The organism is Aquificaceae bacterium (assembly GCA_037722135.1).
GTDB lineage: Bacteria > Aquificota > Aquificia > Aquificales > Aquificaceae > Pampinifervens > Pampinifervens sericum.
This window is the reverse complement of the sequence record JBBKAW010000068.1, coordinates 1-25333: the sequence shown is the minus strand read 5'-3', so window position 1 is coordinate 25333 and position 25333 is coordinate 1. Positions and strand designations below refer to the sequence as shown.

The following is a 25333-nucleotide window of genomic DNA, read 5'->3' as shown; positions in this document are numbered from 1 at the left end:
ATTCAAGATACGGGTTGTATTCTTTTAGCATAGTTGACTATTATAAACTATAAATCCTATTGTAGTCCCACTAAGGCTATAACCCTTCTACCTTTTGGCTACCCCTTGAAATTTTATAAAAGTTGACTAAAATCTTTTAACATGGCACAGTCAGCAAAGAGGGACTATTACGAGATACTTGGCGTTCCGAGGAACGCAACTCAGGAAGAAATAAAGAAAGCCTACCGTAGGCTTGCGAGAAAATACCACCCAGACTTTAACAAAGACCCAGAAGCTCAAGAGAAGTTCAAGGAGATAAACGAAGCCTATCAGGTCCTTTCAGACCCAGAAAAAAGAAGGCTCTACGACCAATACGGACATTCTGCCTTTAGTGCTCAACCCGGTGGTGAAGCCTACCAAGAAGTGGTATTCCAAAATGTGGGAGACCTTTTTGAGGAGATTCTCAGAGGCTTCGGCTTTGAAGACATCTTTGAAAGAGCAACACGTAGAAGAAGGCGTGAAAGCAGGAGACCAGTAAAGGGCGAAGATATATACTACACAGTGGAGCTTAGCCTTGAAGAGGCATATAAAGGCACTGTTGTGAGTATCCCTATAGTTAGGGAAGTGGTATGCGATGCGTGTGGTGGATTGGGTTATGACAAGAGTAAGGGAGAGAGGGTGTGTCCCACCTGTGGTGGAAGGGGCGAAGTGGTTCAAAGACAGTTTTTCATGACCATAGCACAAACCTGTCCCACATGCGGAGGAGAAGGTGTTATAAGAGAGCCTTGTCCTGTATGTAAGGGTAGAGGCAAGGTGTCTCGGAGAGAAGAGGTAAAGGTGAAGATACCTGCGGGTGTAGATACAGGCAGTAAGGTGCTTGCGGAAGGAAAGGGTAATGCGGGTATGTTTGGAGGACCTCCGGGAGACCTCATTATAACCATAAAAGTAAAGCCTCATCCTATCTTTGAAAGGAGGGGCAATAACCTATATGTGGATGTAAACCTAAAGCTTACCGAAGCGGTTCTTGGAACGGAGCTTGAAATTCCCACGCTTGAAGGAACAACTGTAAAGGTAAAAATCCCTGCTGGAGTGAAGGAAGGAGACACTATTAGAATAGAAGGTTATGGTATGCCAAAGCTAATGTCGGAAGGAAAAGGAGACCTATTTGTAAGAGTCCATATAGATGTGCCTAAACTGGGCTTTATGGACAAGCTTTTTGGCGATGGTAGGAGAATAAAACAACTCCTTGAAGAGCTTAACAACCTCTTACCAGAACCAAAACGTATTCGGGAGAGACAAACATGAAGAAGGAAAAGACAAGACTATACACTATAGGCGTAGTGGCAAGCATGTTTAACGTACATCCACAGACTCTAAGACTCTATGAAAAGGAAGGGTTAATAAAGCCTACAAGAAGCAAGGGCAGGACAAGGTATTACACAGAAGAAGATATACAAAGAATTGAGCTTATCCTAACTTTGAGTAGAGACTTGGGTGTAAACCTTGCAGGCATTGATATAATACTTAGAATGAAGGAACAGATAGAAGAGCTTGAGATGCAGGTGCAGAAGCTAATAGAATTTATACAGAGGGAGTTTTCAGAGGTTTATCAAAGAGACGAAGGTATAAAGTCTATAGTCTTAGCGGAAAGAAGGGACATCCTCAAGTTAATAAAGGAACGGTAAAATAGAACACATGGAATTAAGAGAGACAGACCTCCCGGGTATAGGAAAAAGTAATTCTCTTTCCTTTATCCAGCGTGGAGAGTTTTCTGTAATTTTTGCCAGCTTTTACGCGCCAGCCCAATCCCTTGCCTTTGCTTTGGTGCTTTCTACCGCATTGATAGGTAGCTTTAGCTTTCTTTTAGCTCCAAAGCTCTCTCAGAAAATCTTCCCAAAGAAAGAGAGGAAAGGACCTTTTCCAACTCCTCCCTCTTAGCCTCTATGCTATCCTCTGGCAGAACCCATAGAGGATTTCCAATCCTAACCTTTGCCCTTGAGAAGGGGATGGGGATAATTAGCCTATCCCAAGTTTTTAGCCTTATATACCATTCAAAGTCCACATATACTGGGATTATTGGCACTCCTGTTTTCTGTGCCAATAAGATTACACCCGCCTTTACCTTTCCATAGGGACCCTTTGGTCCGTCCACCGTTATGGCAACTGTGTTTCCCTCCTTGAGGACCTTTATCAATCTAAGAAGTCCTACACTTCCACCCTTTTGTGGCTTTCCCTCTTCGCTTGAACCTCTTACCACCCTATAGCCAAGACTAAGGAGAAACTTCTCCGCAATGTCCCCATCTCTAAACCTACTCACCAAGGCGTAAATGCCTCTATCTATGCCAAGCATGGCAACACCAAGAGCGTTTCCATGAAGAAGAGCTATTATTTTGCCTCTGTAAAGCTCGTAGTCTATTCTCCTGTCCCACCTTATGGTTTTATGAATTAGCCTTAGTAAAAAAGCCACAAAGGGGGCTAAAAAGACAGATATCCTATATCTTAACCTTTTCATCTTGCCTCAAGGACAGAAAGTATGTTGTTTCTTATCCACTTGGGGTCAAGCCATTGAAGTGGGTTTACCTCATAGCCTTGCACCAATATGCCAAAGTGAAGATGGTCTCCCAGTGCCAGCCCAGTCTTTCCAGTTCTTCCTATAACCTCTCCCTTCTTTACATACTGTCCTTCTTTTACGCTAATTTCTGAAAGATGACCATAAAGGCTCATAAGACCCATGCCGTGGTCTATTACCACCGTGTTTCCATATATGCCAAGGTCTCCAGCAAAGACCACCACTCCCGAGTTGCTTGCTGGCACTTGTGCCCTCTCCACAGAAGCAAAGTCAAAGCCCATGTGCCTACTTTCACTGACCTTTTGCCCATTATAGTAGTAGTGTCTTATTTCTCCATAACCTGCAAGCACCTTGCTCCTTGGCAGTTGTAAAAAGGCACCTTCCCAAAGGACCCTTGGCTCACTTTTCCTGCCTATCTCCTCAAGTCTTGCTATATCTCTTTGTCTCCATAACTCGTTTACTCTCTTGAAGGCTTCCAAAGGCTCAAGTCCCTTACCTTCCTCTCCAAGAAGGGGGTATATAACCCCGTTTATGAAGTTATCATCTATGGTTATCTTGTCCTCCTTAAACTTTACGCTCCTTACCCTTAAGGACAGAGTTTGTTGAGTGCGGTTTCCAGCCTTGTCTTTTACTACTACTGTAATACTGTTCAAGTCTTGCTGGTCAAGCCTTATGGGAAAGAGACCAAAATAGTATCCATCACCAAGAGGATATAGCCTATACTCATACTGTCCTATAAGAACGAAAGCATCAACCTCCTCTTCCGTCCTTATCTTTATGGCGGAAGTTCCACCCAGTGTGGGAGAGGATAGATAAGAGACAAGGCTAAACCTTGGGGGTATGGTATCTACAAGGGCATCAAAGGAATAGCTCCTACTCTGTAAAAAGCCTGAAGAAATCTTCACGTGAAGTCTTGCATTGCCATCTTTGAGACCTGTTTCCTTTGCTCTAAGGGTAAAACTTATTTCCTTTGAAGGTTCTGAGAGTTTTGCTTGATATATCTCCCTTTTTTGACCTTCTTGCTCTGCGTAAATCCTTATTTCCTTTATGGGTTTACTGGTTCGAAGAGTAAAGGTTTTTTCCGAAGGTATAAGGGATAGAGCCTTTAGGTCTTCTTCCGATATGCTTGGTTTTCCACCTGTAAAGATAAAAAGTGTGTAGAACATTATAAGGACAAGAGAAAAAATTGCCAGCCTCCTTATAAGCCTTATAAGTCCCAACCTTTTTTCCCTTCTTTCTTCAAGTCTATATCTGTATCTCATCGCACCACCACAACGCCATACCAGTTTTCCAACCTTTTTATTTTAGCAGGTCTTAGACCAAGTAGGTCAAGAAAAGCCCTTAGGTCTTCTTTTCCATAAAGTCCAGAAAAAATGCCAATCTTTTTGAAGAGTTTCATAAGATACGGAAGCTCCCTTTTGAATATTTCTAACTCAAGGTTTGCCACAAGGAGGTCAAAGGTTTCCTTTATGTCCTCTGGTTTGGCATGCCTACATTCAATCTCAACGCAGTTCTCTTTGGCGTTATGCACACATTCTTGGACAGCAAGGGGGTCTATGTCTATGGCAAGGACCCTGCCAGCTCTTAGTTTTTTGCAGGCTATGGCAAGTATGCCTGTGCCAGTTCCCACATCCAAAACAGACCAACCCTCTTGCAAATACTCTTGGAGAAGACCAAGACAGAGACGAGTGGTAGCATGTAGCCCTGTGCCAAAGGCTACTCCCTGTCTTATAACCACAGGCTTTATCCAAGAAGGCAAAACCATAAACTTTCCCAGCCTGCGAGCTCTGAAAACCTTTTCTGGCGGGAGGACTTCTACCTCAAAAACCTCTAAGGGTTCAAGCCCTTCATAGGGTTCATAGAGTGCAAACTCCACAAAGGACTCACCTTCTGAAAGTATTTCCACACCCTTTCCATACTCTAAGAGAAACTGATAAAAGCTCTCTGGTTCAAGCCTGTAGACATACTTCTTGTGTTTTTGCGTCATGCCTTTAATTATAAGTGTTTGTGCCTTATATTATTCTCATGTGTGGAATTTTTGGAGTTTTTAACGCACAGCATGCGGAAAGATACGCCTTTTATGGCATATACGCACTTCAACACAGAGGACAAGAAAGTGTTGGTATAGCGGTTTCTGACTACGATAGCGTAAAGGTAGTGAAAAAGCCAGGTCTTGTGCTTGAAGCCATTAGAAAAGAAGACCTCCAAAACATGTTTGGATACCTCGCTATAGCTCATGTAAGGTATTCCACTGCGGGAGACTCTGGAGGTGTAAACTCCCAGCCTATTGTAAGAGAAACTTCCTTAGGAGTATGTGCGGTAGTTCACAATGGGAATTTGGTCAACTACCTTCCTCTAAGGGCGGAGCTTGAAGCTAAGGGTGTAAGGCTCTTTCATACCTCAGACACGGAGCTTTTCCTTGCCTTGCTTGAGGAGGGAGAGTTTGTGCCAGAAAACATAGACCTACATCCCTCTGATAGAGACCTTCTTCCAAAGGTCTTTTATGTGCTTTCAAGGGTGAAGGGTGCTTATAGCCTTATCTATCTTTTCAAGGACAGGCTTGTGGCAATAAGAGACCCTATGGGCTTTAGACCCCTTTTGATGGGAAGGCTAAAAGATACCATTCTCTTTGCCTCTGAAAGCTGTGCCTTTGATATATTGGGTGGAGAGCTATGGAGGGAGGTAAAGCCGGGAGAGGTGGTGGTAGTAGACCAGCAGGGTATAAGGAGCTACTTTCCCCTTAGGTCTGAAAGGAGGGCTATGTGCATTTTTGAGCTTGTATACTTTTCAAAGCCAGAGAGCTTTGTTTTTGATAACTGGGTATACAAGGCACGCAAAAGGATGGGAGAGCTACTTGCCTATGAGGACCAGGTGCAGGCGGACGTGGTTGTCCCAGTCCCCGACTCTGGGATAGTGCCTGCCATAGGATACTCTCAGGTAAAGGGTCTTCCCTTTGAGCTCGGTATTATTAGAAATCACTATGTGGGTAGGAGCTTTATAGAACCTACGCAGGAGCTAAGGGACATAAAGGTGCTTATGAAGTTAAACCCCAACAAGGCAGTGCTTGAAGGTAAAAGGGTAGTGGTTATTGACGACTCTCTTGTGAGAGGGACTACTTCAAAGAAGATAGTTAGTATGCTAAGGCGTGCGGGAGCAAGAGAGGTGCATATGCGTATAGCGTCTCCACCAGTTATAGGACCCTGCTACTACGGAATAGATACACCCACAAGGGATGAGCTTATTGCTAACAGAATGAGCGTGGAGGACATAAGAAGGTTCATAGGTGCGGACTCTCTTAAATACCTTTCTCTTGAGAGCTTAAGGTCTGTGGTGGAAAGCCCTCAGGATTTCTGCGATGCCTGTTTTAGCAACCATTACCCCCTTGAGGTGGAAGGGACCGCACTAAGAATGCGTTGAACCGTCTCAAGAACCTCCCTTAGCTGATAAAGAGGTATCATATTAGGACCATCAGACAGAGCCCTGTCTGGGTCTGGGTGGGTTTCCATAAAAAGACCGTCCACACCCACTGCAACAGCGGCACGAATTAGAGGAATTACAAACTCTCTCTGTCCTGCAGACCTGTCTCCTGCACCACCGGGAAGCTGAACGCTATGGGTTGCGTCAAATATAACCTTTGTAAACTCCCTCATTATCACCAAACTTCTAAAGTCCACCACAAGGTTGTTGTATCCAAAACTCACACCCCTCTCTGTTATGTAGTAGTCCACAGCCCCTGCAAACTTGAGCTTCTCCACAATATTTTTTGCATCCCAGGGTGCAAGGAACTGACCCTTTTTCACATTTACAGGCTTTCCACTTCTGCCCGCTTCTAAGATAAGGTCTGTCTGCCTACACAAAAAGGCGGGAATCTGCACTATATCCACCACCTCTGCGGTAGGCTTTACCTGCCAAGTTTCATGCACATCAGTGGTTATCTTTAGACCAAACTCTTCCTTTACCCTCTGTAAGACTCTTAGCCCAGCCTCAAGCCCAGGACCTCTAAAAGACCTGTGGGAGCTTCTGTTAGCCTTGTCAAAGGAAGACTTAAAAACAAACTCAAAGTCTCTAAACTCCTCTGAGAGCCTTTTTATATGCTCTGCGGTTTGCATAATAACCCTTTCGCTTTCTATAACACATGGACCCGCTATAATAAGCATGTTTTAAAATATAACACCCAATGGTTCTTTTGGTGAAGATAGGCTCAAACCTCATACAAACGCAAGAGGGAGATATAGACCTTAGCTTCCTTTCAAGGCTTGCAAGGGATATAAAAAAGCTAAGGGATATGGGTCACAAGACCCTTATAGTATCTTCGGGTGCAGTGCTCTGTGGAGTAAAAAAGCTAAACCTTTCTCATAGACCCACAGACCTCTACACAAAGCAGGCGGTCGCAGGAGTAGGACAGGCTTACCTTATGCATCTATATGACATGGTCTTTTCCAACTATGGGCTTACGGTAGGTCAGGCTCTTCTTACCGCAGACATATTTAAGGATAAGGAAAAGTTTGAAAACGCAAAGAATGCTCTAAGCAGTATGCTATCCCTTGGCATAGTGCCTGTTATAAATGAAAACGATACGGTAGCCATATCGGAGCTACTTTTTGGAGACAACGACTTCCTTGCAATTCACACCGCGTATATGATGAAAGCGGACCTCATAGTCATCTTTTCTACCGCAGGAGGTTTGCTGGACCATGAAGGAAGGGTAGTCCCCGTAGTGGAAGATGTGGACAAAGTTCTTCACCTCGTTAGGGGCGTAAACTCCCAGTTTGGCACTGGAGGTATGTTAAGCAAGATAACCGCATCAAGGATAGCGGTAAGGCTTGGTATACCAGTGGTCATAACAGGTAAGGAAGATAGCCTACCTGATATACTTGAAGGTAGGACTACAGGCACATACTTTAAACCCTCTGAAAAACCTCTCAAAGAGGGAAAAAAAGCCCTTGCCATGCTTGAAGAGCCAAAGGGTGCCATATACATAGATGAGGGTGCATACACGGCGATAAAACAGGGTAAGAGCCTTCTCCCTGCAGGTATAAAGAAGGTGGAAGGTAGCTTTCAAAGAGGAGACGTGGTAGTGCTATACGATGAAAGAGGCTTTCTTGTGGGGAAGGGAAAGGTAAACTTTAGCTCGGAAGAGGTTCGCAAGATTATAGGCAAAAAAGGAAAAGAGGTAAAGGATTTACTGAAAACTTCCATTGAAGAAGTGGTGCATACAGATAGGCTCGTTATATTCTAAACTTACAAATATCCAGCCTCAACACCTATACATGCGTTCCAAACCACACCTATCTTGTCCTTATACTTTTCTATGACCTCTAAATTTTCACAACCGGGTTGTAGCCACACATACTTGGCACCTACTTTAAGTGCTTCCTCAAAGATGGGTTCTATATGTGCTGGGTTTCTAAAGACATTTACAATGTCTATGGGCTCTGGCACTTCGGAAAGGGAGGATAGCACCTTAATGCCCAGTATCTCCTGCCCTGCATACTTGGGGTTTACAAGATAGACTCTGTGCAAACCTTTTGATATGAGCCTTTCGGTCACGTAGTATGAAGGTCTTTCTGGGTCTGGGGATATACCAACTACCGCCACAACCTTTGACTCTTTTAATACTTGCAGAGCGTCGTCTTGATGTGGATGATGAAGTTCCTTCATGGGAAGTATTATACTACATATATGGTAAAAATCGGTATAACAATAGGCGACCCTGCGGGAGTGGGACCTGAGCTCATAGTGAGACTTTCCAGATACTTTGACCCTCAAAAGGCATACATAATATACGGAGAGAAGAAGATAATACAAGCGGTCAAAAGGGAGCTAAGTGTGGACTTTGAATTTTCAGAGATATACACGGTAGAGGAGATTAAATCTCCTGGTGTATATATAGCGGACTTAAACATAAGCGAAACAGATAGACCATTGCCATCTCTAACCTCGGGTAAAGTGGCGGTTGCATACTTGGGAAGGGCGGTGGTGGATGCTGTTTATGGAAAACTGCAAGGGCTTTTGACCATGCCTATAAACAAATTCTGGGCAAAGCTGGCAGGGTTTTCCTATGAGGGTCAAACGGAGTTTTTAGCTCAGGCTTGCAATGTGAGAGAGTATGCTATGCTTATGTATTCAGAGAAGTTAAAGGTAGTGCCCTTTACCACACATATACCTCTAAGAGAAGTGCCAGAGAGAATAAGGAAGGACGACATCGTTAAGAAGGTAAAGCTAATAGACAGAGAGTTCAAAAGACTTTTTGGAATTGAGCCAGTAGTTGGCATTCTTGGTCTTAACCCCCATGCGGGTGATATGGGGGCTATAGGGGAAGAGGATATGAAAGAGATTGCACCTGCGGTAGAGGCTCTAAAGGAAGAAGGCTACAAGGTTGAAGGTCCTCTATCTCCGGATAGTGCCTTTTTGAACATAAACTACGATGTTTATCTGTGTATGTATCACGACCAAGGGCTTATACCTTTTAAAATGCTCGCCTTCAGGGAAGGTGTGAATTTAACGCTTGGAATACCCTTTGTGAGAACCTCTCCAGACCATGGAGTAGCCTATGACATAGCTTGGAAGGGTATAGCGGATGAAGGTCCATCTCTTAATGCCCTCAGGTTATGTGAAAGGTTGGCAGAAAAGGTATGGGAATAAAAAAGAGGGTGAGCCTCAGCTTGGCTTTTTCCTTTGCCCTTGTCTTTGCAGTTTCCTTCCTTACCTTCTACCTAATATCCTTGCAGTTGCTTGAAGGGAAAATGAGGGAGGCTTATAGGCTTGTATACGATAACTACAAAGGAGGTTTACGACACTTAGAATATAGGCACTTCAAAGGCTGGATTTGGCAAAGCCCTAAGCATACCAAGCCTTATTGCTTTGAGAACCTTGTCGTCAAATTTTCTGTTTTTGAACCTTATAAAGTGATGGAAAAGCACACCGCTTGCCTCAAGACCAAGCCCTCTGTCAAGAAGAAGTTTTTCAGACCAGCTTTTTATAGTTGGAGACTTCAAAAATCTATTCCTTGGGTTTAGTGTTCTGTTTTTCCCCAACCCCACAAACTGATAACCGCATACGCTTCCCTCTTTGAGGAAAACCTTTACCAGCTTGCCTTCCCACTCAAAACTATAAGAGCTTTCTGAGTCTTCAAAAGTCCCACCACTTCCTGCAGTGGCACTTCTTGTCTTTACCGCATTGTAGTCCACGAGCCCTGGGTTTTTAACTTTTAGCCCTGCCATATTAAAGCCCGCTATAGCTCCAGCCTGCTGTGCGGGTGGAAAGAGAGCTATCCATCGGTGGTTTCCCCAGGCATCTATGCCAGAACATATATCACCCGCTGCATATACATCTGGGTCTGAGGTTTGCTGGTATTCGTTTACCAGTATACCACCCACAACTCTACCGGTAGCTTCGTCTATGTGGAGCTTTATGTCCGTATCTGCCACAAGGTTAGTCCTGGGTCTTACACCCGTTGAGAGAATAACCATGTCCGCCCTTATGAACTTGCTTTTGTCTGTGCCGTTGGGTCTTATCTCCACTGCCTCTACCCAGCCATCCTCTCCGTGTATGGCAACCACCTGGTGGTTTAGGTAAAAGTGTATTCCCTCCTCCTCAAGGGGTTTCATGTACTTGTCGGACATAAACTTGTCCAACATCCTTGGAAGGACTCTATCAAAGAACTCCACCACGTGCACTTCAAGACCCATATGCCTTAGGGTTTCCGCATCCTCCACGCCGATGGGTCCTGCGCCCACTATAACCACGTTCTTTACTCTTCCAGAGAGCACCCAGTCCCTTATCCTCTTTGCATCGTAGAGGTTTTTGGCTGTGGTCACTCCACCAAGCTCCACACCCGGTATAGGTGGCACAAAGGCGTAAGCTCCAGCAGCCAAAAGGCACTTGTCATAGGGTATCTCCTCTCCACCTCTGACTATGACCACCTTTCTCTTATTGTCTATCCCCACCACCTCCTTTTTAGGTCTGAAGTCTACCTTATACCTTTCGTAAAAGTCAAAGCCTCCCTTATAAAAAAGGGCTTCTTCTGATATGTCTCCCCTTATCACATTCTCCATACAGTTGGGTGCGTATGTGGGAAACTCCTCATCAGAAAGCACTATTATGTCAGAGTCCTGGTCCACCTTCCTAAAGGCTTCTATGGCACTGGCAGAAGCTGGTCCGTTTCCTACTATAACCACTCTCATCTTTCGCTAAGTTTAAGAATATACTCCAAGCATGTCCTCACGCCAAAGCCTGTGCCACCCTTTGAATAGTAGGAGAACTCCTCTCTTAGGTGTGCGGGTCCTGCAATGTCAAGATGCACCCATTTTATCCCTTCGCCCACAAACTCCTCAAGAAACATGGCAGCGGTTATGGCACCTCCATAGCGACCTCCAGAGTTAAGCACATCGCCTTCACCCTTCTTTATCTTCTCTCTTAGCCTTTTGTCATCCATTGGCAGTTTCCACATGCGTTCTCCCGTGAGTTTTGAAAGGCTAAGGATCTCATCCCCAAACTCATCGTCATTGGTAAAAAGCCCTGCAGTGTATTCTCCAAGGGCTACCATACAGGCACCCGTTAAAGTTGCCATGTCTATTATTCTTGACACTCCGAGCTTTGAGGCGTAAGAAAGGGCATCCGCCAAAGTTACTCTTCCCTCTGCATCCGTGTTGTCTATCTCTATGGTTTTCCCGTTCATAGCCCTTATTATGTCATCGGGTCTGTAGGCAGTCCCGCTTGGCATATTCTCCGCAGCACCAAAGATGCCATGGACCTCCACCTGAGGCTTTAGCTGTGCAAGAGCTTTCATTATTCCTATAACCGCACAGGCACCAGACTTATCCGCCTTCATAGTTCTCATATAGTCTCCAGTTTTTATGTTAAGACCTCCACTGTCAAAGGTAAGCCCCTTACCCACTATGGCAATTTTTTCTTTAGGCTCACCCTGAGGTCTGTATACCATATGGACAAACCTTGGTGGAGTTGCAGAGCCCTTTCCCACACTCCACAGAGCTTGCATACCCATCTCTTGTATATCCTTCTCATCATACACCCTACACTCAAGCCCATGCTCTTGTGCGACCCTCTGTGCAACCTCCGCAAGGGTTATAGGGTTTATAACGTTCCCGGGTTCATTTACAAGGTCTCTTGTAAAGTTCTGTGCCTGAGCAAAGACCATACCAACTTCCACCCCCTTTGGGTCCGCACCACATATATAAACTTCCTCAAGTCTTTGGTTCTTCTCCTCTTCCTTCTTTGTCTTATACTTGTCAAAGCGATAACTTCCAAGAATTGCACCCTCAGTAATTGCTTTGCTAAGCCTGTAGTCAAGGCTTCCAGCGTATATATATAGGGTTTTGACCCTGTCCTTGTTTGCCCTCTTAGAGGCTAAGGCAGAGGCAATCCTGTAGCTATCCTCACCCACCTTCTCCTTCTTTCCAAGCCCTACCACATAAAAGACCCTTACATCATCACCCACGAGCAGGCTAACCTTTGCCAGAGTTTCTTCTTTGCCCTTAAAGTTTTCCGCAGAAAGCATTTTTTCCACCTGCCCCTTAAGAGACCCAAGAAAATCAAGGTTCTCTCTGTGGTTTTCAAAGAGAAAAATAGCTATAGGTTCTTTTACTTCTTCTGCCTTAAAATCCTTTGCGTATACTCTCATCTTTCACCTCCAGAGATATAACTATTCTAATTCAATCTTGGCTTTGAGCCTTTCGTAGATTTTGATTAAGGAATGTCTCTTGCTGTATATTCTATTTATAGTTTCTACCAGTTCCTCTTCAAGTAGACTATAATCATGATTGACCGCATTTCTAAGCTCCCTTAACTCAAACCACTCCTTTGAGGAGTCAACGATGCCTAATTTCTCTGCAAGGTTTATCATGTCTATAGGATACATAACATCCACATTGTAGCCTACTTTTCTCAGAAAAATTCTAAGCAGTTTCCCGAGGAGTTCTTGGAGCTTTGCAGTTCTGTATATAAAGGCGTCTATGAGAACTTTGCTCTCAACTTCCGTATCGTAGTAGCTTTTCAAAGGAAACAAGTGAGAAATTTTCTCTTCAAGTTTTTCCAAAAATTCCACATTTCTCCTACAGGCTTCAAGATAGTATAGAAGTTCTTCCTTCATAGCTTTATGCCTTCCGAAAGGGCTTTTCTATGAATTGGTAGCTCTCCCTTTTCTGGGTTATAGTAAACCACGTCAATCTTCTGCTGTCCTATCCTCTGCCAAAGTTTGTATATAAACTCAAACTTTTTCTCAACAAACTCCTTAGGCGTCATAGAGGTTTTGACCAAAAGGTCTATATCTCCACCGTGCCTGTTTGGGTCAAGCCTTGAGCCAAAAAGAATTATCTCCACATCCTTGCCAAAAACTTCGGATGCGGTTTCCCTTATGGCTCTTATCTCTTCCTCTGAGAGCCTTAACTTCATTCCTCCTCTTGAGGTATGCTTTCCCTCTTCATAGCCACTTTACCCGTCCTTGCCATCTCCTTTATGCCAAAAGGCTTCACAAGCTCTATAAAGGCATTGACCTTGTCCTCTGTTCCTGTTATCTCAACCGTGTAAGTTTCTGGAGAAACATCCACTATCCTGCACCTGAATATCTCCACAAGCCTAAGCACCTCGTCCCTTGCCCTTGGCGTGGCGGTATGGACCTTTATAAGAGCGAGCTCCCTCTCCACATGAGGCGTGTCTGTTAGGTCTTTTACCTTTATGGTATCTATGAGTTTTCTAAGCTGTTTTACCACTTGGTCTATTACCACGTCATCACCTATTACCTCAAGGGTCATACGAGAAATACCTTTTTCATGGGTTTCGCCCACCGACAAACCTTCTATGTTGTATCCCTTACCTGCTATGAGGGTTGCAATGCGAGCAAGAACACCAAGCTCATTACGCACAGTAAGGGTTATAATGTGCTTACGCACTTCTCCCTTTCTTACCTCCCTAAATAGAGGAGTTTTTACCGCATTAAGCCCCGCACTTCCAATTGTATCCGCCATCTTCTACCTCCTTTAGCCCACTAAATACATGGTCTCTGCCTCTATTGCCTTTTTGCCATCGTCTAATATCATATCTCTGTAAGACTTTCCTGCAGGAACCATAGGAAGCACATTCTCTTCCCTGTCCACATGGAAGTCCATCACAACTGGTCTATCCTGTATTTTGAGAGCCTCTTCTATTATTTCTCTCACCTCTGAGGGTTTTTCCGCCCTAAAGCCTACCGCACCACAGGCTTCCGCCAGTTTTACAAAATCAGGTTGAACGGAAAGGTCCACTTCTGAGTATCTTCTCTCATAGAATAGCTCTTGCCACTGCCTTACCATACCAAGATATCCATTGTTTATTATGGCAATCTTCACTGGGACTTTGTATTGCACCGCAGTTATAAGCTCCTGCATGGTCATCATAAAAGAGCCATCACCATCTATTACAAACACTTCCTTGTCGGGTCTTCCAAGCTTTGCACCTATGCCGGCAGGCAGACCAAAACCCATAGTTCCAAGTCCACCGGAGTTTATAAACTGTCTTGGGAAAGAATACTTATAAAACATTGCGGACCACATTTGATGCTGTCCCACACCTGTGGAAATTATGGCGTCGCCCTTTGTCGCCTCGTATATTTGCTCTATTACATACTGGGGTTTTATAACCGTGTTGGATTTTCTATAGGTGAGAGGATGCTTTTTCTTCCAACCCTCTATACGCTCAAGCCATTTTTGCCTTTCTTCTGGAAAATAGAGCTTTGCACCTTCTCTCTTTATTTCCTCAAGGAGCTTCCTTAGGACTATTTTCACATCGCCCACTATTGGCACATCCACCACTATGTTCTTTGAGATAGAGGCTGGGTCTATGTCTATGTGGATTATCTTTGCCTGAGGAGCAAATTCTTCTACCTTTCCTGTAACTCTGTCATCAAAGCGCGCGCCTACCGCTATAAGTAGGTCGCAATTGTATACCGCCATATTGGCATAATATGTGCCGTGCATTCCAAGCATGTGGAGAGCCAAAGGATGAAGCTCTGGAAAGGCTCCTTTACCCATATTGGTAGTGGTTACTGGTATCTTCATTAGCTCCGCAAGTTCCACCAACTCTTTTTGTGCTTCCGCTTGGACCGCCCCACCACCCACATACAGGACTGGTCTTTTGGCTTCCATTATTAGCTTTGCTGCCTTCTTTATCTGCTGAAGATTACCCTCAAGGTGGGGTCTGTAGCCGGGAAGTGATTCCTTTACTTCCTCAAGAGAAGGAATTAAGACATCGCTGAGCTTTTGTGTTATGTCTTTGGGAATGTCCACGAGCACAGGTCCTGGTCTTCCAGTCCTTGCTATGTAGAAAGCCTGGCGAAGTATGAGAGGCAGGTCTTCTATTCTTTTTACCAAAAAGTTATGTTTTGTTATAGGTCTTGTTATGCCTACAATATCCACTTCCTGAAAGGCGTCGTTGCCTATAAGATGGGTGGGGACTTGCCCTGTTATAAATACCACGGGCACAGAGTCCATATAGGCATCCGCTATGGCGGTTACCAGATTCGTAGCTCCTGGTCCAGAAGTGGACATGGCAACACCCACCTTGCCCGTTGCCTTTGCATAACCCTCTGCCATATGCCCTGCACCTTGCTCGTGTCTTGCAAGGATGTGCCTTATGCTTCCATCTCTATATAGGGCATCGTAGACCTCCATTATGGCACCACCGGGATGACCAAAGATAATCTCCACACCTTCTTCCTTGAGGGTTTCTATAACAATGTCCGCACCCTTTCTTGGCATTTCAAACCTCCGTTTTTAAAGTATGTAAAGATATAAAATATACGCAAGTGTTTAAATTTTGTTAAGTGTATCTTCTCGTGATATAAGCCTATAAGAACTTTCTTAAATAAAATCCGCTTATATCCTCTTCAATAATTTCTTATTGCAAGCACCGTCTACAAAGAGTATTATTTCATGCAAGATACACGGTGGAGGTAAAGCATGATTACAAGACGTGAGCTTTTGAAGTCTGCAGGAGTAGGAGCAGTTGCTCTGAGTGTTTCCTCACAACCTGTCCTTGCAGCGGCGGAAAGGGTGGTCAAAATAGAAGCCCTAATGCCACCACCAAAGGGCAACAGGGTGGTTGTATGTGGTGGTGGATGGGCTGGTTTAACGGTGGCAAAGTATCTAAAAAAGGAAAACCCAAACATAGAGGTAATTCTCATAGAACAAAGACCTGTCTTTTTCTCCTGTCCCATATCTAACCCTTGGCTTGCAGACCTTGTAAGTTTAGACTTTCTACAACACGATTATCTCCAACCTGCATCTAAATATGGCTACACCTTTATGAACGATAGGGTTATTGCCATAGAAAGGGACAAGAGAAGAGTATACACCACAAAAGGGTATATACAATACGACTATCTTGTTTTGGCACCAGGCATAAGGTATAACTATTCCGCATGGTTTGGAGATAACAGAGAACTCGCAAGGCTTACCAAGGTCAACTTCCCTCCTGCATATATACCCGGCTCTGAACATTTGGCTCTTAAGAGAAAGATACACGAATTTGAAGAAGGAGACTTTATCATAGTGGTCCCACCAGGGACCTACAGGTGTCCACCAGCTCCATATGAAAGAGCTTGTATGATAGCAGAGGTATTCAAGAGAAACAAGGTTGACGGTAGGGTTATAGTCCTTGACCCTAAGGAAGACATAGCACCCAAGGGACCAGGTTTTAGAGCAGCCTTTGAAGAGGTATATCTTGGCATTATTGAGTATGTGCCCAGGGCTTCCATAAAGGAGATTGACCCAGTAAATAAGGTCATAAAGACCACCGCAGGAGACTTTAAGTTTACAGATGCTAACATATCTCCACCTCACCAGGCTGGTGAGCTCGTATGGATGGCGGACCTTATAGCAAAGGACAAAGAAGGAAAACCTACAGGTTGGGCAGACCAAGACCCACTTACTTTCCAAGCAAAGGCAGACCCAAGAGTGTTCCTTGTGGGAGACGTTATCTCTCCAGCTCTCGGAACCGCATATCCCAAGAGTGGCCACCAGGCAAACGCACAAGGAAAGATAGTGGCAAAGATTATAGCTTCAAGAATAGCAGGCAAAGAAGCACCCCTTGCACTACCAGACAACACATGCTACTCTATGGTTAACGGCTCTCCACAAGAAGCTATAGTTATAAATGTGACCTACGAATACAATAAACAGGAAAACAGGATAGTCCCAAGAGCCAGAAGCATAAACGAAAGGTCAGAAGCTCTCGCAAAGGCAACATACGAATGGGCAAGAGCCATATACAGGGACATGTTCTCATAATGTTTTTAGTGCATCCTACTGCAAAAGTTATTACATCTAAGGAGGTGTGAAAGATGGACAGAAGGGATTTTATAAAAACCTGTGGAACTGTAGCTATAGCTTCTATGATAGACGTTAGCTTTTTCTCTCAGGCACTCGCCCAGCAAAAGGATGGTATGTTTCAAGCATACAAAAAGGCACTCTTGGTAAAACAAGATGGCTCTCCTCTAAGGGAAGAAGATATAAAGCCTCATGTAAACTACATATTTTTCTACCCCTACGCTTCTACCCCCTGCTATCTACTCAATCTTGGAGAAGAAGTCCCACCCTTAGAGATAAAGCTCAAAGACGGCAAAAGCTACCAGTGGACCGGTGGCGTTGGTTCAAAGAAAAGCATAGTTGCCTACTCCGCCATATGTGCCCACCAGTGGAGTTATCCAACTCCTCAGTATTCTTTTATAAACTACTATCCACCGGACACACCCTCAGAAACCACAAAAAAGGCTGGAATAATCCAGTGCTGTGCTCATCTTGCTCTGTATGACCCTAAGGCAGGGGGTAGCGTAATAGACGGTCCTGCGGACTTCCCTCTTGCCTCCATAGTGCTTCAGGAAGAAGATGGAAACTTTTATGCGGTTGGCGTTTTGGGCAAAGACCAGTTTAAACAGTTTTTTGACACCTACAGAACAGAATTGAGACAACAGTATGGCTCCACTGCAAAAGCCAGAGAGTTAGTGGATAAATGTATTGTTATGGAGGTGGATAAATATGTCCAAGCAGTGGTCAGGTGTTAACAGAAGATAGGAGGAGCTGTAGCTTTTGGCTTGAGCGCACCACTGGTGGTTTATGCAAGACCACAAAAGAGACAAAAATCTCAGGTAGTCATAGTGGGGAGGGGGCTATGGAGATGTTACAATCGCCTTCAGATAAAATACGGTGTCAAAAGAGGTTTACCTCAACCGATGGAAGGATAATAAAAGAAAAGAAAACACTGCCAAAAGGTATGAGGAGTGAGCAAGAGGTCTATGGAAAGGTCTCTTTAGTTAAAACTCCTTCAGCATTCCCTTTACCTTGTCTTCCCAGCTTGGGTGGACAAGGGTTGCCTTTCTTAGTCTTCTTTTTCTGTCTTTTGCCTTGTGGGTGTTGTAGTGTGCACCACCTGCTCTTTGCCTCTTTATTTTTCCCGTTGCGGTTATCTTAAACCTCTTTTTTGCGGACCTGTTAGTTTTCATCTTAACCTTTGCCATATTAAAACCTCCGGCTAAAGATTATACCACAATTAGCACCCAAGGAGCTTTTTGAGGTCTTCTTTTAACTCTCTGTAAACTCCAAGCCTTATTCTATAAATCTTACCCTCTCTATCAAGAAGGTATGAGGTGGGGAAACCCATTAGCTTTAGTTCCTTTTGGAGGTCTTCTGAAGGTCGGACTATGGGAAAGGAGTAGTTGTTTTCCTTTAAAAACTTTTGCAGGTTGCTCTCTGAGCTATCCATGTTTACTGCGAGTATTTCAAAGCCCTTGTCTTTACACCTCTTGTATTCCCTTTCAAAGATAGGCATCTCCTCTTTGCAAGGTGGACACCAAGTTGCCCAGAAGTTTACAAGGACTACCTTCCCGTGAAGTTCAGATAGTCTAAACTCTCTTCCATCAAGGGTTTTAAAGGTAAAATCTGGTAAGCTTTGTTCCACCGGCGGTCTGTAGGAGTTTTGTAGGACTTCTTCTTGCTTTTGTCTGAGTCCAAAAATCAACAGCATAGATATGAGGAAGCCTGCGAGTATATAAGGAAGAGACTTAATCATGATAAATTAATTTAGCAAATTATTAGCATTTTTCAAGTTGTGTATTCCGCATTTATTCTCACATAATCGTAGGTAAGGTCTGAGCTGTAGTAGGTCCAGCTCTCTTTGCCTTCCATAAGGTCAAGGGTTATCTCCACTTCTTGAGATTCCTCAAGATATCTTTTTGCAGATTCTATAGCCTTTGGGTGGACTCTTCCGTCATACAGCAGGTGGTTGCCCATGTAAACTTTTAGCTTAAACTGGTCTATGGGAAAGGGGGTTGAGCCTGCGGCAGCCACTATCCTTCCCCAGTTTGGGTCTTTGCCAAATATGGCAGTTTTCACAAGGTTTGAGACTGCTACCGCCTGAGCAATAAGCCTTGCCTTGAGCTGTATGGAGGCGTTTTTTACATGAACCTTTATAACCCTGGTAGCACCCTCACCATCTTGGACTATCTTTTTGGCAAGATTTAGTGAAACCTCTTCTACTACTTCGCTAACCGCTTGCAAATCTTCCTTTATGAGACCAAGGCTTATAAGTCCAAAGCTATCGTTGGTGCTCATACAACCATCCACGCTAATAGAGTTAAAGGTTCGTTCGTTTATGTCTCTATGAAGCCTTTCTATTATATCTTCCCTGAGGTCTGCGTTGGTAAACACAAAGGCAAGCATAGTCCCCATGTTGGGATGTATCATGCCTGCCCCCTTCGCAAAACCGAAGGCTTCAAGTTTACCCTTTTTTACAAAGTCATACTTGGGAAAGCTATCGGTGGTTGAGATTACTTCGCTCGCCCTTTTTAGGTCAAGGGGTTCAAGAAGTCCGCAGGCAGAGTCTATGGCATTCAAAACATCAACTATAGGCATAGGCTTTCCTATGACGCCTGTGGAAAAAACCAAGACCTCATCCTCTTCAAGGTCCAACCTTTCCGCTACTCTTTTTGCCATAAGCTCCGCATGAATTAGCCCCTCCTTGCCCACTCCACAGTTGGCGTTTCCACTGTTTATCACCATCGCCCTTACTTTTCCCTTAAAAACCCTTTGAGAGTAGAGAACACTTGCAGATTTAAAGTGATTTTTTGTAAAAAGGAAGGAGGCAGTGCAAGTTTGAGGAAGCAATACTACAAGGAGGTCAGGTTTTCCCCCCGACTTTAACCCCGCCCGTCCAACACCCATAAGAATATCCATAGGAAAATTCTATCACATCCCACCGAGTCTTCTTAGCCTTTCTCTGGCATCCGATGCCCATTCCGCTTTTCCTTGAGATAGCTCAAGGGCGGTTCTGTAGTGTTCTATGGCTCTTGACCTTTGCCCTAAAACTTCGTAGTTCCTACCCAAATAGTAATGCGTGCTTGCATGGTCTGGTATAAGACTGTTAGCCTTTTTGAGATGTTCCAGAGACTCCCTATAATCTCTACGCAAAAACTTCACATAACCATACACATAGTTGGTAAGAAAAACATCTGGCATTGTATCCAGAGCTCTTTTTGAGTGTCTTTCCGCCTCATCAAGTCTTTGACCTCTGGCGAGCACATAAGCCATATACGCTCTTGCCATGTAGTTTTCTGGATATAACTCCACCGCCCTTTGAAAATGCTCAAGAGCAAGCCTTAGGTTATTGTTAGCAAAGGCTCTCTTACCCTTTTCAAACTCTTCAAAGGAAGGTTGAGTCCTTTTGAGCCTTTTCTTTATCCTATGAAAGTCTTCCGTGTCTTGCACAAGAGCACCCTGAGGTCTCAGTCTCTGTATATATGCTCTGGCTTCTGCTATTCTTGTTTCTGGAAGAGGGTGTGTGGAAAGCCACTCTGGAGGTCTACCACCCCTTTCCATAGATTTGAACATTTCAAAGACGCCTATGATACTATTTGGGTCATAACCCGCTCTGTAGGTGTATAGGATGCCAAGCTGGTCCGCTTCCCTCTCTTGGTCTCTGCTAAACTTTAGGCTCAAAAGACCAGCACCTATCTGTCCAAATTGGAGCAAAGCTTGTCCATAGGGTTTGTCAGCCACGAATAGAGCACCTATATTGAGGAGCAAGCTTAAGCCAAACTGCTTTTCAAGAAACCTCGCATGATGCCTTGCGTTTATATGACCCAATTCATGTCCCAAGACGCTCGCAAGCTCAGCTTCAGAGTTTAACCTAAGCAAAAGCCCCCTCGTTATCATAACAGGACCACCGGGAAGTGCAAAGGCATTTATCTGGGAGGAATTAACCACATAAAACTCGTAAGGCACTTTTCTCTCTGTGTGTTTGACTAATCTCATCCCCACACTTCTTACATACTCCTGCACTTCCCTATCTGGATATAGACCGTCAAACTCCTCAATAGCGTAAGGAACGTAAGCCTTACCTATCTCTATTTCCTTGCTTTCAGGTAAAAGGTTCAAAATAGGTCTTCTTGCAGACACGTCCGCACAACCAAGAAACAAAAAGACAAGAAGGACGACAAAAACCTTCATGTCTTTAATAATATAACCTTTCTGAGCCTCCACAACACCTCGTTAATAAGAAGCATACCCCTTCTGTTTAATCTTAGCCTCTGCCCTTCTTCTACAAAGAACTCTTCAAGACCTTGAGGTAGCTCGGACAAAATCTCTTTTTCCACACCTCTTGTGGTTCTAAGTGCGGTAAAAAGGTAGTCATAAAGTAGGTCTATACCTTCAAGCCTTTCTTCATACTCCACTGGCTTTTGACCCCCTCTAACTCTTTCTACATACAACCTAAGATTTTTCGTATTTCCAAACCTCAGCCTTTCTACAAAACTCCATGCGGACACACCAAGACCTAAAAACTCTTCATGAGTCCAGTAGACCATGTTGTGCTTGCATTCATACCCAGGGAGGGCAAAGTTGGAGACCTCATACTGCAAAAAACCCATATCCTCAAGATTTTCACATATAAGCTCATACATATCCGCTATAATGTGGTCATCCGGAAGCTCAAGGAGTCCTCTTTGATACAGAAAGCCAAATTGAGTATCCTCATAGGGTGTTAGGAGATAAAAGGATACGTGGCTTATAGGTAAGTCTTTTAGGGCTTTTAGCTCATGCTGTAGGTCTTTTAGGCTTTGCCCCTGATAGCCGTATATGAGGTCTATGTTTATGTTTTCAAAACCAGCCTTGTGTGCAAGCTCAACTGCCCTAATAGAGTCTTCTACAGAGTGAAGCCTACCAAGAGCCTTTAAACCTTCCTCTCTTAGACTCTGCACTCCAATGCTTATTCTGTTAAAACCCAACCGCCTTAGCCTTTTATAGTCTTCATAGGAGTAGTTTTCTGGATTACATTCAAGGGTAATTTCCTCTACAGAGGATATGTCCAAGAAACTGCTAAGTCGCTCAAGGAATACCTCATAAACCCCTGGCTCTATAAGGGAAGGCGTTCCACCTCCAAAGTAGAGGGTTTGAGCTTTTATGCTCAAATCTTTGTATAGCTCAAGCTCCTTTAAAAGAAAGTGCATATACTCTTTTGGTTCTACCACAGGCTCTACTACAGAAACAAAGTCGCAGTAAGGACACTTATGAGAGCAAAAGGGAATGTGAAAGTATAGAGCCTTAACCATGCTCAAACCTTATGGGTCTGTTTTTATTCTCTCTAATAATGGAAAAGGCTACACCCATAAACAGAGAAAAGGTGAGTATACTACTACCACCATAGCTTACAAAGGGTAGAGGCACACCTACAACAGGAGCTAATCCCATAGTCATGAGAAGGTTTACCCCAGTTTGAAAGAGCCAAAGTCCAGCAAAAGCCCCAAGATACAACTTTTCTGTAGGATGAGGGTTGTCTATGGCATGGTAAACCAGCCTATAAAATATAACAAGGAGGGAAGCCAAAAGTAAAAATCCGGCTATAAAACCCAACTCCTCCGCTATAACGGAGAATATAAAGTCTGTGTGCTTTTCTGGAAGAAAGAGAAGATGTGCCTGTGTGCCCTGCAAAAAGCCCTTTCCCAGAAAGCCACCAGAACCTATCGCTATAACAGACTGGATTAGCTGATAGCCACTACCATGATAATCTCGGTATGGGTCAAGAACCGCGAGTATGCGAGCTTTCTGATAGTCTTTTAGAAAGTGCCAGAAAATTGGAGACATAAAAATCAACAAGATGCCAGCGATTATAAAGTATCTAAGACTAAGCCCTTTTAGAAATAGGAGGAGAATTACTATCACACCATATATTACCGCAGTGCCAAGGTCTGGTTGTTTTAGTGTTAAAACCGCAGGCATGGAAAAAGCCATAAGAAGTATAAGACCTTCCTTACTTATGAGTTTTTTCATATAACTGAGCGTGTATAGAGCAAAAAGCAAAAGGGAAAACTTCATAAACTCTGAAGGTTGTATACTAACAGGACCGAGGTCAATCCACCTTTTTGCTCCATATACCGTTTTCCCTAAAATTGGCACGAGAATGAGAAGAAAAAGATTGAGGAAATATATCGCAGGTGCAGTATCGTAAATGGTTCTAAAGTTTATTCTTGAGAAGATAAAAATCACTAACAAACCAGCTACAAGATAAAGGCTTTGCTTTATAAAAAGTGGAGAAGGACCTCCTCTGTATGTGGCACTGTATATGCCTAAAAGTCCTATTAGGCAAAGGAGGAAAAGGGCTACCAAGAGGTATGGGTCGTAGCTCCTTAGGATATCTTCAAGTTTCCTCTTCATAATATACAAGCCTTCCACAGCTTGGACAGACTGCCACTTCTCCCTTGATTAGCCTTGAATAAAGAGCGGATGGTAGTTTTGTCCCACAGTGGGTGCAAGCACCAAAGGAGTCAATGGGAAGTATTATTGGCAAGCCGTGTTTTTTCTTTAGGACCTCGTATTCTTGGACCACGTCTGGCTCTGTGCCTTCCTTTATTTTTTGAAATTCCTTTGTTAACTCATCTAACTTGTTTGTGAGCCTTGATTGGGAATATCTCAAGTCCGAAAGCTCTTCTTCTAAGTCCTGTAGCTCTCTCACGAGTTTTTTATCTTCCCTTTCTTTCTGGAGTTTTTTTAGTTTTTCCTCAAGCTCTTTTAGGCTTTTGGTGAGCTTTATAACACAATCTTCATTCTTTGCCCTTTCCCTAAGCAGTGCCTTGTATTCTTCCGCCCTTTTGACTAAGCTTAGTCTCTCTTCTGCCCTTTTCGCACCCTCCTTACACTCTTGGATGGCTTCTCTATGCCTTTTTATCTCCGCCTTTAGACCCTCTATGCTTTTTTCCACACCTTCTCTTTGCTTTTTCAGCTCTTCTATCTTCTCGCTCACTTCTGATATTTGAGATAGAACCTTTTTGAGAGCACTTTGCACCCTTAGTATTTCAAGCTCTACTTGTTGAAGCCTTAGCATTTTTTTAAGTATGTCCGCCTTCACAAAGAATATAATATAAGCCATGTTTGACCTTCTAATTAAGTCCGCCCTTTTAGCAGAGAAGAACCAGTATGTGGATGTGGCTGTAAGAGATGGCAAGATAGTGGAAATCTCCGAAGATATACAGTCTCCTGCAAAGTATGTTATACAGGCAAAAGGTAAAGTCCTCTATCCCTCCTTTGCTAACATGCATACGCACATATCCATGAGCCTACTGAGAGGTCTGGGTGCAGACCTTCCCCTTATGGATTGGCTTCAGAAGGTTATATGGGTGTTGGAAGGTGAATTTGTATCTCCGGAATTTGTAAGGGACGGTGCACTTATAGGAATTGCGGAAGCCATACGCTCAGGGACAACCCTGTTTATGGATATGTATTTCTTTGAGGAGAGCATAGCGGAAGTTGCCCAAAAGGCTGGAATAAGAGCAGGGCTTGGTTTTGGTATCCTTGACTTTCCCACAAGAGTGGCAAAAACTCAAGAGGAATACCTAAAGAGGGCAAGAGAATTTATAAGAGACTTCAAAGGACAAGAGCTAATATTCCCAACCCTTTGTCCTCATGCGGTCTACACCTGCTCTCCAGACACCCTGAGAAAAACCCTCCAGCTTGCCCTTGAAGAGGAAGTATACATTCACATCCATGTAGCGGAAACCCAACAAGAAGTGGACGCATCCTTAGAAAAGTTTGGCAAAAGACCTGTGGAACACCTATACAGTCTCGGTCTACTTACAGACAAGACTTTGATGGCTCATGTAGTATGGACCACAGAGGAAGAAAGGGAAATGATAAAGGAGAAGGGTGCAAAGGTCTTGCACTGTCCTGAGAGCAACCTAAAACTCGCCTCTGGTATAGCACCCATAAGCGACTATATAAGAAGAGGCATTCATGTATGTCTCGGCACTGACGGACCTGCTTCCAATGACAACCTTGATATGCTTGAAGAGTTAAGCCTTATGGCAAAACTGCAAAAGGGTGCAAACCTTGACGCAAAGGCAATGGATGCAAGAACCGCCCTTAGAATAGCAAGTGAAGAAGGCTTTAGAGCGGTAGGTATAAAAGCAGGAAGGGTTGAGGTAGGATACGACGCAGACCTTATACTCCTTGACCCTAACAAGCCTCATCTACAACCCCTTTATGACCCAATTGCCCAGCTCGTATACTCCGCAAAGTCCTCAGACATAGACACGGTCATATGCAAAGGAAAAGTCTTGATGGAAAAGGGAGAGCTAAAAACCATAGACCAAGAAGAGGTTCTCTTCGTTGCCAACAAGTGGAAGGAGAAAATACAAGGTTTTTTAAAGAGTAAAATTCTATCCTAACGGGGTGTGGCTCAGGTGGCAGAGCGCCTGCTTCGGGAGCAGGAGGTCAGGGGTTCAAGTCCCCTCACCCCGATGTGAATACT

Annotated in this window: 26 protein-coding genes and 1 tRNA gene; 9 read left to right on the top strand and 18 right to left on the bottom strand. The window is 44.0% G+C overall.

Going from position 1 to position 25333, the window contains the following annotated elements; all coding sequences use genetic code 11:
• Positions 1-141: 141 nt before the first annotated feature.
• Together dnaJ and WKI49_04895 are read left to right on the top strand one after the other, a co-directional pair.
• Positions 142-1284, top strand: coding sequence for a molecular chaperone DnaJ (dnaJ, locus tag WKI49_04900; protein ID MEJ7621834.1), 1143 nt, complete (start codon positions 142-144; stop codon positions 1282-1284).
• Positions 1281-1664: a helix-turn-helix transcriptional regulator gene (locus WKI49_04895; GenBank protein MEJ7621833.1), complete on the top strand. Its 384-nt coding sequence runs from the start codon at positions 1281-1283 to the stop codon at positions 1662-1664. Before dnaJ ends, WKI49_04895 begins: the two co-directional genes overlap by 4 nt.
• A gap of 167 nt (positions 1665-1831) precedes the next feature.
• Here WKI49_04895 and WKI49_04890 read toward each other — a convergent pair whose 3' ends face one another.
• From WKI49_04890 to WKI49_04880, 3 genes are read right to left on the bottom strand one after another with little or no spacing between them, the layout of a single operon-like run.
• Entirely contained in the window at positions 1832-2491 is a 660-nt protein-coding gene (locus WKI49_04890; GenBank protein ID MEJ7621832.1) for a lysophospholipid acyltransferase family protein, read from the bottom strand.
• Complete coding sequence (locus WKI49_04885) at positions 2488-3810, bottom strand: M23 family metallopeptidase (protein ID MEJ7621831.1); 1323 nt, start codon at positions 3808-3810, stop codon at positions 2488-2490. The genes WKI49_04890 and WKI49_04885 overlap by 4 nt, the downstream gene beginning before the upstream one ends.
• On the bottom strand, positions 3807-4535 hold the full coding sequence (locus tag WKI49_04880; protein MEJ7621830.1) for a 50S ribosomal protein L11 methyltransferase: 729 nt from the start codon (positions 4533-4535) through the stop codon (positions 3807-3809). The genes WKI49_04885 and WKI49_04880 overlap by 4 nt, the downstream gene beginning before the upstream one ends.
• A 38-nt stretch (positions 4536-4573) precedes the next feature.
• On the opposite strand from WKI49_04880, the gene purF reads away from it, so the two are divergent.
• Positions 4574-5965, top strand: coding sequence for an amidophosphoribosyltransferase (gene purF / locus WKI49_04875; GenBank protein MEJ7621829.1), 1392 nt, complete (start codon positions 4574-4576; stop codon positions 5963-5965).
• Here the strand turns inward: purF and kdsA are convergent.
• Positions 5923-6705 (bottom strand): 3-deoxy-8-phosphooctulonate synthase, encoded by a 783-nt coding sequence (gene kdsA, locus WKI49_04870; protein ID MEJ7621828.1) that lies wholly within the window; start codon positions 6703-6705, stop codon positions 5923-5925. The genes purF and kdsA overlap by 43 nt on opposite strands.
• A gap of 20 nt (positions 6706-6725) precedes the next feature.
• Here kdsA and proB point away from each other — a divergent pair, with 20 nt between their 5' ends.
• The gene (gene proB, locus WKI49_04865) at positions 6726-7787 is read left to right on the top strand and encodes a glutamate 5-kinase (GenBank protein MEJ7621827.1); all 1062 of its coding nucleotides are present in this window, start codon (positions 6726-6728) and stop codon (positions 7785-7787) included.
• A gap of 2 nt (positions 7788-7789) precedes the next feature.
• Here the strand turns inward: proB and WKI49_04860 are convergent, their stop codons facing one another.
• Positions 7790-8209 (bottom strand): CoA-binding protein, encoded by a 420-nt coding sequence (locus WKI49_04860; GenBank protein ID MEJ7621826.1) that lies wholly within the window; start codon positions 8207-8209, stop codon positions 7790-7792.
• Between the two features lie 21 nt (positions 8210-8230).
• On the opposite strand from WKI49_04860, the gene pdxA reads away from it, so the two are divergent.
• Positions 8231-9193, top strand: a complete 963-nt coding sequence (pdxA, locus tag WKI49_04855) for a 4-hydroxythreonine-4-phosphate dehydrogenase PdxA (protein MEJ7621825.1) — start codon at positions 8231-8233, stop codon at positions 9191-9193.
• Between the two features lie 155 nt (positions 9194-9348).
• Here pdxA and WKI49_04850 read toward each other — a convergent pair whose 3' ends face one another.
• The 6 genes from WKI49_04850 to ilvB are packed head-to-tail and all read right to left on the bottom strand — an operon-like array spanning position 9349 to position 15300.
• Complete coding sequence (locus WKI49_04850) at positions 9349-10734, bottom strand: FAD/NAD(P)-binding oxidoreductase (protein ID MEJ7621824.1); 1386 nt, start codon at positions 10732-10734, stop codon at positions 9349-9351.
• Positions 10731-12191, bottom strand: coding sequence for a leucyl aminopeptidase (locus tag WKI49_04845; protein ID MEJ7621823.1), 1461 nt, complete (start codon positions 12189-12191; stop codon positions 10731-10733). Before WKI49_04845 ends, WKI49_04850 begins: the two co-directional genes overlap by 4 nt.
• A 21-nt stretch (positions 12192-12212) precedes the next feature.
• Positions 12213-12659 carry a hypothetical protein gene (locus tag WKI49_04840; protein MEJ7621822.1) on the bottom strand — a complete coding sequence of 149 codons (447 nt, stop codon included), beginning with the start codon at positions 12657-12659 and terminating at the stop codon, positions 12213-12215.
• The gene (locus WKI49_04835) at positions 12656-12961 is read right to left on the bottom strand and encodes a nucleotidyltransferase domain-containing protein (GenBank protein ID MEJ7621821.1); all 306 of its coding nucleotides are present in this window, start codon (positions 12959-12961) and stop codon (positions 12656-12658) included. Before WKI49_04835 ends, WKI49_04840 begins: the two co-directional genes overlap by 4 nt.
• On the bottom strand, positions 12958-13533 hold the full coding sequence (ilvN, locus tag WKI49_04830) for an acetolactate synthase small subunit (GenBank protein ID MEJ7621820.1): 576 nt from the start codon (positions 13531-13533) through the stop codon (positions 12958-12960). The genes WKI49_04835 and ilvN overlap by 4 nt, the downstream gene beginning before the upstream one ends.
• A gap of 12 nt (positions 13534-13545) precedes the next feature.
• Positions 13546-15300, bottom strand: coding sequence for a biosynthetic-type acetolactate synthase large subunit (ilvB, locus tag WKI49_04825; GenBank protein MEJ7621819.1), 1755 nt, complete (start codon positions 15298-15300; stop codon positions 13546-13548).
• A gap of 201 nt (positions 15301-15501) precedes the next feature.
• Here ilvB and WKI49_04820 point away from each other — a divergent pair, with 201 nt between their 5' ends.
• Both WKI49_04820 and WKI49_04815 read left to right on the top strand, forming a co-directional pair.
• Positions 15502-16830, top strand: a complete 1329-nt coding sequence (locus WKI49_04820; protein MEJ7621818.1) for an FAD/NAD(P)-binding oxidoreductase — start codon at positions 15502-15504, stop codon at positions 16828-16830.
• A gap of 53 nt (positions 16831-16883) precedes the next feature.
• Entirely contained in the window at positions 16884-17603 is a 720-nt protein-coding gene (locus WKI49_04815; protein ID MEJ7621817.1) for a (2Fe-2S)-binding protein, read from the top strand.
• Positions 17604-17852: 249 nt separating this feature from the next.
• On the opposite strand, the gene rpmI is transcribed toward WKI49_04815, so the two are convergent.
• The 7 genes from rpmI to WKI49_04780 are packed head-to-tail and all read right to left on the bottom strand — an operon-like array spanning position 17853 to position 23956.
• Entirely contained in the window at positions 17853-18056 is a 204-nt protein-coding gene (gene rpmI, locus WKI49_04810) for a 50S ribosomal protein L35 (protein MEJ7621816.1), read from the bottom strand.
• Positions 18057-18088: 32 nt separating this feature from the next.
• Positions 18089-18607 (bottom strand): TlpA disulfide reductase family protein, encoded by a 519-nt coding sequence (locus tag WKI49_04805; protein MEJ7621815.1) that lies wholly within the window; start codon positions 18605-18607, stop codon positions 18089-18091.
• A 32-nt stretch (positions 18608-18639) separates the two neighbouring features.
• Positions 18640-19770 carry a bifunctional glutamate N-acetyltransferase/amino-acid acetyltransferase ArgJ gene (argJ, locus tag WKI49_04800; GenBank protein ID MEJ7621814.1) on the bottom strand — a complete coding sequence of 377 codons (1131 nt, stop codon included), beginning with the start codon at positions 19768-19770 and terminating at the stop codon, positions 18640-18642.
• Between the two features lie 12 nt (positions 19771-19782).
• Positions 19783-21042 (bottom strand): M48 family metalloprotease, encoded by a 1260-nt coding sequence (locus WKI49_04795; protein MEJ7621813.1) that lies wholly within the window; start codon positions 21040-21042, stop codon positions 19783-19785.
• On the bottom strand, positions 21039-22142 hold the full coding sequence (hemW, locus tag WKI49_04790) for a radical SAM family heme chaperone HemW (GenBank protein ID MEJ7621812.1): 1104 nt from the start codon (positions 22140-22142) through the stop codon (positions 21039-21041). The genes WKI49_04795 and hemW overlap by 4 nt, the downstream gene beginning before the upstream one ends.
• A complete protein-coding gene (gene rodA, locus WKI49_04785) occupies positions 22135-23244 on the bottom strand; it encodes a rod shape-determining protein RodA (protein MEJ7621811.1) in 1110 nt (369 codons plus the stop codon). Before rodA ends, hemW begins: the two co-directional genes overlap by 8 nt.
• Positions 23228-23956, bottom strand: a complete 729-nt coding sequence (locus WKI49_04780) for a C4-type zinc ribbon domain-containing protein (protein ID MEJ7621810.1) — start codon at positions 23954-23956, stop codon at positions 23228-23230. Before WKI49_04780 ends, rodA begins: the two co-directional genes overlap by 17 nt.
• On the opposite strand from WKI49_04780, the gene WKI49_04775 reads away from it, so the two are divergent.
• Both WKI49_04775 and WKI49_04770 read left to right on the top strand, forming a co-directional pair.
• On the top strand, positions 23955-25250 hold the full coding sequence (locus WKI49_04775) for an amidohydrolase (GenBank protein MEJ7621809.1): 1296 nt from the start codon (positions 23955-23957) through the stop codon (positions 25248-25250). The two genes, WKI49_04780 and WKI49_04775, sit on opposite strands and share 2 nt — an antisense overlap.
• Positions 25251-25323, top strand: a tRNA-Pro gene (locus WKI49_04770).
• The last annotated feature ends 10 nt before the right edge of the window (positions 25324-25333 follow it).

Excerpts from the sequence above, each read along its gene's own strand:
- argJ (MEJ7621814.1), bottom strand. The coding sequence starts at position 19,770 with ATGGATATTCTTATGGGTGTTGGACGGGCGGGGTTAAAGTCGGGGGGA.
- WKI49_04780 (MEJ7621810.1), bottom strand. The coding sequence starts at position 23,956 with ATGGCTTATATTATATTCTTTGTGAAGGCGGACATACTTAAAAAAATG.
- rodA (MEJ7621811.1), bottom strand. The coding sequence starts at position 23,244 with ATGAAGAGGAAACTTGAAGATATCCTAAGGAGCTACGACCCATACCTC.
- WKI49_04880 (MEJ7621830.1), bottom strand. The coding sequence starts at position 4,535 with ATGACGCAAAAACACAAGAAGTATGTCTACAGGCTTGAACCAGAGAGC.
- purF (MEJ7621829.1), top strand. The coding sequence starts at position 4,574 with ATGTGTGGAATTTTTGGAGTTTTTAACGCACAGCATGCGGAAAGATAC.
- WKI49_04895 (MEJ7621833.1), top strand. The coding sequence starts at position 1,281 with ATGAAGAAGGAAAAGACAAGACTATACACTATAGGCGTAGTGGCAAGC.
- WKI49_04815 (MEJ7621817.1), top strand. The coding sequence starts at position 16,884 with ATGGACAGAAGGGATTTTATAAAAACCTGTGGAACTGTAGCTATAGCT.
- WKI49_04805 (MEJ7621815.1), bottom strand. The coding sequence starts at position 18,607 with ATGATTAAGTCTCTTCCTTATATACTCGCAGGCTTCCTCATATCTATG.
- WKI49_04845 (MEJ7621823.1), bottom strand. The coding sequence starts at position 12,191 with ATGAGAGTATACGCAAAGGATTTTAAGGCAGAAGAAGTAAAAGAACCT.
- WKI49_04840 (MEJ7621822.1), bottom strand. The coding sequence starts at position 12,659 with ATGAAGGAAGAACTTCTATACTATCTTGAAGCCTGTAGGAGAAATGTG.
- hemW (MEJ7621812.1), bottom strand. The coding sequence starts at position 22,142 with ATGGTTAAGGCTCTATACTTTCACATTCCCTTTTGCTCTCATAAGTGT.
- WKI49_04885 (MEJ7621831.1), bottom strand. The coding sequence starts at position 3,810 with ATGAGATACAGATATAGACTTGAAGAAAGAAGGGAAAAAAGGTTGGGA.
- WKI49_04850 (MEJ7621824.1), bottom strand. The coding sequence starts at position 10,734 with ATGAGAGTGGTTATAGTAGGAAACGGACCAGCTTCTGCCAGTGCCATA.
- WKI49_04775 (MEJ7621809.1), top strand. The coding sequence starts at position 23,955 with ATGTTTGACCTTCTAATTAAGTCCGCCCTTTTAGCAGAGAAGAACCAG.
- WKI49_04795 (MEJ7621813.1), bottom strand. The coding sequence starts at position 21,042 with ATGAAGGTTTTTGTCGTCCTTCTTGTCTTTTTGTTTCTTGGTTGTGCG.
- WKI49_04835 (MEJ7621821.1), bottom strand. The coding sequence starts at position 12,961 with ATGAAGTTAAGGCTCTCAGAGGAAGAGATAAGAGCCATAAGGGAAACC.
- dnaJ (MEJ7621834.1), top strand. The coding sequence starts at position 142 with ATGGCACAGTCAGCAAAGAGGGACTATTACGAGATACTTGGCGTTCCG.
- kdsA (MEJ7621828.1), bottom strand. The coding sequence starts at position 6,705 with ATGCTTATTATAGCGGGTCCATGTGTTATAGAAAGCGAAAGGGTTATT.
- WKI49_04890 (MEJ7621832.1), bottom strand. The coding sequence starts at position 2,491 with ATGAAAAGGTTAAGATATAGGATATCTGTCTTTTTAGCCCCCTTTGTG.
- ilvN (MEJ7621820.1), bottom strand. The coding sequence starts at position 13,533 with ATGGCGGATACAATTGGAAGTGCGGGGCTTAATGCGGTAAAAACTCCT.
- pdxA (MEJ7621825.1), top strand. The coding sequence starts at position 8,231 with ATGGTAAAAATCGGTATAACAATAGGCGACCCTGCGGGAGTGGGACCT.
- WKI49_04820 (MEJ7621818.1), top strand. The coding sequence starts at position 15,502 with ATGATTACAAGACGTGAGCTTTTGAAGTCTGCAGGAGTAGGAGCAGTT.
- ilvB (MEJ7621819.1), bottom strand. The coding sequence starts at position 15,300 with ATGCCAAGAAAGGGTGCGGACATTGTTATAGAAACCCTCAAGGAAGAA.
- proB (MEJ7621827.1), top strand. The coding sequence starts at position 6,726 with ATGGTTCTTTTGGTGAAGATAGGCTCAAACCTCATACAAACGCAAGAG.
- WKI49_04860 (MEJ7621826.1), bottom strand. The coding sequence starts at position 8,209 with ATGAAGGAACTTCATCATCCACATCAAGACGACGCTCTGCAAGTATTA.
- rpmI (MEJ7621816.1), bottom strand. The coding sequence starts at position 18,056 with ATGGCAAAGGTTAAGATGAAAACTAACAGGTCCGCAAAAAAGAGGTTT.